Here is a 6,324-nt window from a genome sequence, read left to right on the forward strand (position 1 = left end):
AAGTGTGACAGGATAAGCCGATGTTCAATCTCAAGGCCAGCAACGGCCAAGTCGTTGGAACCAGCGAATCCTATAGCAGCGCGTCGGGACGCGAAAATGGAATCACGTCAGTGAAATCCAATGCACCCGGTGCGCGGGTCGACGACCAGACAAGCTGAAGTCGGGGACTTCAGCTTCTAGCTGTCGAAAATCTTCGAAACAAAATCCGTGTCGATTACGGCCTAGAGTTCCAAAAATTGGAGCTCGACAGTGGGCTTGCCTGGGCACTCGGACTTATCCCCAATTTCCGGGGATAGCTGCCGGGACCGATAAGGAGGACCATTATCGTTACCGGCAGGAACGGCCCAGAGCCGATTTTCGTCTCTCTTGCAACGAATGACGGCTTGGTGATCAGAATGATCACCTGCCAAGGTGCCCGCTTCCGGTGCCAAGCGATTGCAGTGCTCTAATAGTATCGGCTCTGAATACGGCTGAGCGCATGCGAGAGCTGCTCACTTTCGCGGCTGGAATTGAATTCCTCCGGATAAGGTTCCTTGCCATCTGCTATTTCTCGGGCGGTCTCGGACAGGCGCTCCAGCGGGCGCACGAAATGCCGTGTGAACAGGATCGAAAACGCTCCCAAGACACCGAGCAAGCTGGCCAGACTGATCCACATTGCGACCGAAAGGTCCGATACATCCTGACCGAAAGAAGCCGGCGGAACGCGCGCAACCAGAGAGAGGCCAGTGGGGGGCGCGTTGCCGACCGTGAGCTCGGGCGCAACGGCGTAGATGTTTCTCACGCCGTTTGCATCCTCGACGACCTGTGCGGATTCGATATTGAGAGAAAGGGAACTGAGACTGGCTGGTGTAAGGTCCACGCTGGTCTGCTGTTGCGTCGGAAAGATTGAGCGGCCGCGCTTGTCGACGACATAAGCCAGCAAGCCAAGGTCGTCCGCAGCAGCCTGAACGTAATCCTGAAGCCAACTTGCTTTCAGACTGTATACATATACTCCAGTAACATCTCCATCCGCGGATTTGACTGGCACGGCAATGTTCAACACATCGTTCTGCTCATGCGCCGCGGTGGGGTTGGACGATGTTATGTCACCAAAAAACGGACCGCGAAGACCCTGTCGATACCAGTTTGTGCTTGATACGGAGGTGCCCACGCGGCTCCCATTGGAGCCGACTCTGATGGTGCCGGAAAGATCGGCGAGCCCAGCCCAGGCGACACGTCCACCGGCGACGAGTACAGCGTCGGTGAATGCGCGGATCTCTTCGTTTTCCATTGGAGCGATCTGTCCTGCGACGGCTTGAAGGCTTTCCCATTCCCGTTCAACCGCCCGGGAAACCGCGAGCCGAAGTGCCTTCACTCCGCGGATGGCATTCTCGGATTCGACCCGTGTTTCGAAGCTTCGCGCGTGCTGATGTATAGGCCACCAAATTGCAACCATGCCCAGCAGGCCGCAAATCATGACAAAGCCGAAGATAGATGTTGCTAGTCGTGGAGCGTGAACGTTTTCCCTGCCGGAACTTGTCAAATCAGGCTTAACCATTTGTCGAATTCCACTTACTTTTTACTCATAAACGGGGTGCGCTCTGCCTCTCACCACGGACATCCAAGACGACCACCCGATACTTTTCACAGCCGCATAACTTCGAATTCTGGCAGCAGTATGTGCAACTTTCCAAATTTCGTTCCACAACAGGAGCAAAGATGGAGTTGCATACACAACTCACAGACGAGCGAAATCTTCCTACACCATAGTATCGTTAATTTGGTTGTGCGTATAAAGGTTAAACTATGCTTGTAATTGCAAGAGGGACCGACATTGCGGTATCTTCGCCTGTGTATTGGTTTTTTTCTCCTGTTTGGGGCGCTCTACGTCATTGTCGTGGAGCAGATGACCGGGGCCAGCGCGAATGCATTTGTTAACGCGCCTCTCTTGACCGCGCGTGCTCCCGTCGCCGGGGACGTTGATCTTCCGGATCGCGCGCCTGGTGCTTTTATCAAAGAGGGCTCAACACTCTTCTCCGTCGAAGATGCGAGGGCCGACCAGGTGCGCCTGAACGACCTGCAATTGGAACGAGACCTTCTGGCTGCGGATCTGACAAGCTACAAAGCCGAACGCGATGCACGACGGGAAGCGTTGCGCTGGATCGAATCGACGGCCGGAAAGTACGCGGATGCACGAACTCGGGAACTTGAGATCACCGCAGGTGGAGCACCGTCTGATCCAGACACCTCGCCAAATCGGGACCAGCCACCTTCGGAATCTGGCAGCCTTACCGTCGACGAGAACAAGCTGGCGCCCGATGAAAACGACCCCGATCGCTTTCTCGAACTTTCAGGCGCGTTTCTGGATGGCGCCATCGAGGACTTCGCCGGTTTGGAGGCGCTGCAACTGCTCGCAGCGCGGCGCTCGATATATCTTGACGACTCCGCAGCCGCGGCATGGAATATGGCACTGAGGCAGCGCGAAGCAGAGACCTCGTTGACACTTGTCGAGGCAAATATCGCCCGGACCGAAGAACAGCTGGCGGCTTACGAAATCCGCATAGAGCGGGAGTTGTCGCGTCTCGTCAAGCTGCGCGGAGATACGCTTTCTTCGCCGGTCAACGGCGTTCTCTGGCAGGAATTGACTGCAAACGGCGTGAACGTCCAACGGGGTGATCCTATCATGAACATCGCCGACTGCGCCTCGGTGCTGGTCACGTTGTCGGTGTCGGAAACCATCTATAATTCGCTTTCCACCGGCGACACCGCGACGTTCCGCCCGCTTGGCGGCGACGAGGCGATGCAGGGGACGGTCGCCCGCCTCGCGGGCTCCGGCGCGGCCTCTGTATACGAAGGCATGGCGGTGGCTCCGAGCGAAGAACACCTGCAACGCTACGATGTAGCGCTCGTCGTTCCGGAACTGAGGACGGATCCGGTGGACGGTTGCAGCATAGGCAGAACGGGCCGCGTGTTCTTTGATGACCGCCCACTCGATATATTGTGGAAGTTCTGGGAGTAATGCTGCCTAACCTTTACCTCGGCGATATGGGCGCGAGCCTGGTGCACGTGGTTCCGATACTCGGCTTGGCACTGATTCTGCCGTATGTCATCGACCGTCAGGACACCAATCACCGTATCTTCCTGTTCGTGATCGCGATCATTTTCGCGATCAGGTACGCATGGTGGCGAACGACCGAAACGATCGCCCCGGTGGGCTGGACCATTGATTTCCTGGCAAGTGGGCTGCTGCTGGGGCTGGAGTTGATGGCAATCGTAAGTTCGATCAGCGCTTTCTTCATCCTCATGCGTCACCGCGACCGAAGCCCCGACGCCGACCGCAACGCCGGCTGGTGGGGGGACACGCCGCCGAAGGTTGCGATCCTGATCGCGACATATAACGAGGAACTGGAGGTGCTTGAACGTACCATCATTGGTTCCAAGGCCCTGCGCCATCCCGCCAAGGAAGTCATGGTTCTCGATGACGGACGCCGCGACTGGTTGCGTGATTATTGCGAGAAAGAGGGCGTCACCTACATGCGGCGCCCCGACAACAAGCACGCAAAGGCCGGCAACATCAACCACACGCTTCAGGTTCTCTGGGCGCGGGAGACGCCCCCGGATTACGTGGCCGTTCTGGATGCCGATTTCGTGCCGCATCGCGGATTCCTTTCACGCACGCTGGCCCTTTTTCACGATCCGGCGGTGGGTCTTGTCCAGACCCCGCAGCACTTCTTCAACGCCGATCCTATACAGCACAACCTCGGGATAAGCCGGTCCTATCCCGACGAGCAGCGCTTCTTCTTCGACGACATGCAGCCCTCGCGCGATGGCTGGGGCGTCGCCTTCTGCTGTGGGACATCCTCGATCATGCGGCTGAACGCCTTGAAAGATATCGGCGGCTTCCCCACCGACAGCATCACCGAGGACTACATGATCACGCTGTGCCTGCAGAACGCGGGCTGGCACACCGCCTATCTCAACGAGCCGCTGACCGAGGGGCTCGCCCCGGAAGGCTTGAAGGAATACGTCACGCAACGCTCGCGCTGGTGCCTGGGAATGATGCAGATCGCGCGCAGCCGGGTCGGACCGTTCCGCAATAACGGGCTGCGCCTGCGCGACCGCTGGAGCGTCATCGACGCCAGCCTCTACTGGATCACGACATTTCCCTTCCGGGTCGCAGCCATGGTTTTCCCGTTGCTCTACTGGTACGGGAACATCACCGTCGTGGATGCCAGTCCGGCCGATGTGATAACTTATTTCGGCTGTTTCTTCGCCTGGAACCTGATGGCCATCAACCTGATGTCGCGCGGCAACGTGGTGCCGATCCTGACCGATGTCAGCCAGTTGCTGGGCGCTCTGCCGATCACCCGCGCGGCGTTCACCGGGCTGGTGCAGCCAAGGGGCCACCCTTTTAGCGTGACGGCCAAGGGTGGGGACCGCAGCCGCATCGTGGTGCAATGGAACATGCTGGCCCCTTTCGCCATCCTGCTTGGACTTACGATTGTCGGGCTTCTGATGGGTATCGTGACCGACCGTTTTGCCTTCAACGACGCGGGCGAAGGCAAATGGGTCATACTGTTCTGGACGATCTACAACATGATCGTGCTGGCACTGACGATCATCGCCTGTGTAGAACTGCCCCGGCGCGAACGCCATGTTGCCGACACGCCCGAGCGCGTCACCTTCACCTCGGGCAAGGTTTCACAGCGCATGTGGGTGACCAGCCTGACGCAGGACACCGCACGGTTGCGGGGCGGACAATTCGACGCCGGCACCTACGGAATGATCGACCTGCCGGGGGTTGGTGAACTGTCGGTGTTCGTACTTGCGCCGACAGCCGACGGAATGCGCGTGGAACTGATGCCCGACGAAGAACAGCGCGACGCGCTTTTCATGAGGTTCTATACCGAAGACAATACACCCGGTATCAGCGTCGTGAACACCTGGAACATGCTAGGTGACATGGCGCGGCGCATATCGCGCATCAGCCGGGACAGGACAGCCAGGAAAGGAACAACACTTGACCGCAGGGAATAAGACCATGCGCTACGCCGCCGCGATGCTTGTGTTCGCGGCCCCGGCGGCACAGGCCGACGGAGAGTTCTATCAACTGGATCTCGGCGAAGACACCACGACGGCCGTGATCTCGGTCGAGCGCGACCGCCTGTCATACGGCATGGTGTTCAGCGATTACACCGGGCCGGAGGATCTGAACCTGACGGCCAGTTACAAGTTCTCGCTAGGGACGCCGGTCACCTTCCGCGCCGGACCGGCAATCCAGCTTGAGGGGCTCGAAACGGTCAAGGGCGGGATACGGTTCGTGGCCGAGCATTACCAGCCCACAAGTTTCGGCAGCGTCTTCCTGCTCGGCGAGGCAACGACGATCGATCGAGGTTACTTCGCCCTTGCCGCCATCGGCTTCGACAAGCCGGATGTGACTTTCGAGTTCAGCTATCTCGGGGACGACGACGGCTTCCGCGACAAGGTCGCGGCCGTGGCATTCGGGATCCCGAATACCAAGGCGAGTTTCCGTGCCGGCTACAAGCTCGATTCCGAGGAAAGTTTTATTGGGATTTCGATCAATACCTTCTGAGTTTAAAGATCGTGACAATCCGGTTGCTCAACCCGCAAAGCCGACATTCTTGACCTGAGCAGCGAACGGCAGCGCTCCGCCGAACCTACTATTTTTGACTGCAAAATTCCCGCCTTTCCGACTGGACTTCGACTGGCGACAGAGTGGTACTGTCTCCACCGACGCGCTCAAGCCGCCCGCGTCACGATTCCTCACCGATGGGCGCGTCGCGATAGCTTCCAATCCAAGGCGAACCAGCCCCGCGCGCCGCGATACCCATTTCCTGCAACGTGAATGATCTTGGTTGTCGGCCGAGAGGATCGCCCAGGAACCTCAGGAAGCATTTTGAGGCGAGGTTCATGTGCACCGTATTGTCAGTATTTTCCGAGGAGTATCAAATTTCGGACAGCGGGGAACCTTGTGGGACGCATTTGAAGCGCAGATAAACGCCAGCTTGTTGCATACGTGTCAGAAATTGGGGCGACGGGACGATCGACGAGGATGGGGTGGAGAACTGCCTTTCGCTGCATTAAACTTTAGTGTCGGCTAAGGTGGGTATGGATTTTCGTGCAAGCGATTTTCTTGAGATTGGCGAATAGAAGAATGCCTGATCTACATAGAGCTCTATCCAACTCTTTTTTCATATTCCCACTAAACTCCACAATTTCAGCGTGGATCGAGGCCTTTTACCAGTCATGTCCGTCTTCAGAGTTTTTCGGACAAGTCGTTTGTTTTGGTAACGGAGGCTCTGGTTCGGTTTCTGTTTGAGTTTA

At 57.6% G+C, this 6,324-nt stretch carries 5 protein-coding genes; 4 read left to right on the forward strand and 1 reads right to left on the reverse strand.

Translation table 11 applies throughout. The annotated features are described in order from the left end of the window. Positions 1-20: 20 nt before the first annotated feature. Complete coding sequence (locus RBB18_RS13315; protein ID WP_103765038.1) at positions 21-158, forward strand: YegP family protein; 138 nt, start codon at positions 21-23, stop codon at positions 156-158. A gap of 287 nt (positions 159-445) precedes the next feature. Here the strand turns inward: RBB18_RS13315 and RBB18_RS13320 are convergent, their stop codons facing one another. After that, a complete protein-coding gene (locus tag RBB18_RS13320; RefSeq protein WP_306112287.1) occupies positions 446-1,537 on the reverse strand; it encodes a cache and HAMP domain-containing protein in 1,092 nt (363 codons plus the stop codon). A gap of 276 nt (positions 1,538-1,813) precedes the next feature. Between RBB18_RS13320 and RBB18_RS13325 the strand changes: the two genes are divergently transcribed. From RBB18_RS13325 to RBB18_RS13335, 3 genes are read left to right on the forward strand one after another with little or no spacing between them, the layout of a single operon-like run. Beyond that, positions 1,814-2,998 (forward strand): HlyD family secretion protein, encoded by a 1,185-nt coding sequence (locus RBB18_RS13325; RefSeq protein ID WP_306112286.1) that lies wholly within the window; start codon positions 1,814-1,816, stop codon positions 2,996-2,998. Beyond that, entirely contained in the window at positions 2,998-5,016 is a 2,019-nt protein-coding gene (locus tag RBB18_RS13330; protein WP_306112285.1) for a glycosyltransferase, read from the forward strand. The genes RBB18_RS13325 and RBB18_RS13330 overlap by 1 nt, the downstream gene beginning before the upstream one ends. Further along, entirely contained in the window at positions 5,000-5,572 is a 573-nt protein-coding gene (locus tag RBB18_RS13335) for a hypothetical protein (protein ID WP_146050107.1), read from the forward strand. Before RBB18_RS13330 ends, RBB18_RS13335 begins: the two co-directional genes overlap by 17 nt. Positions 5,573-6,324 lie beyond the last annotated feature (752 nt).

This window comes from Roseovarius sp. MMSF_3298, from assembly GCF_030733705.1.
Classification (GTDB): domain Bacteria; phylum Pseudomonadota; class Alphaproteobacteria; order Rhodobacterales; family Rhodobacteraceae; genus Roseovarius; species Roseovarius confluentis.

Coding starts and splice junctions, on each gene's coding strand:
- RBB18_RS13315 (WP_103765038.1), top strand. CDS start 21: ATGTTCAATCTCAAGGCCAGCAACGGCCAAGTCGTTGGAACCAGCGAA.
- RBB18_RS13320 (WP_306112287.1), bottom strand. CDS start 1,537: ATGGTTAAGCCTGATTTGACAAGTTCCGGCAGGGAAAACGTTCACGCT.
- RBB18_RS13330 (WP_306112285.1), top strand. CDS start 2,998: ATGCTGCCTAACCTTTACCTCGGCGATATGGGCGCGAGCCTGGTGCAC.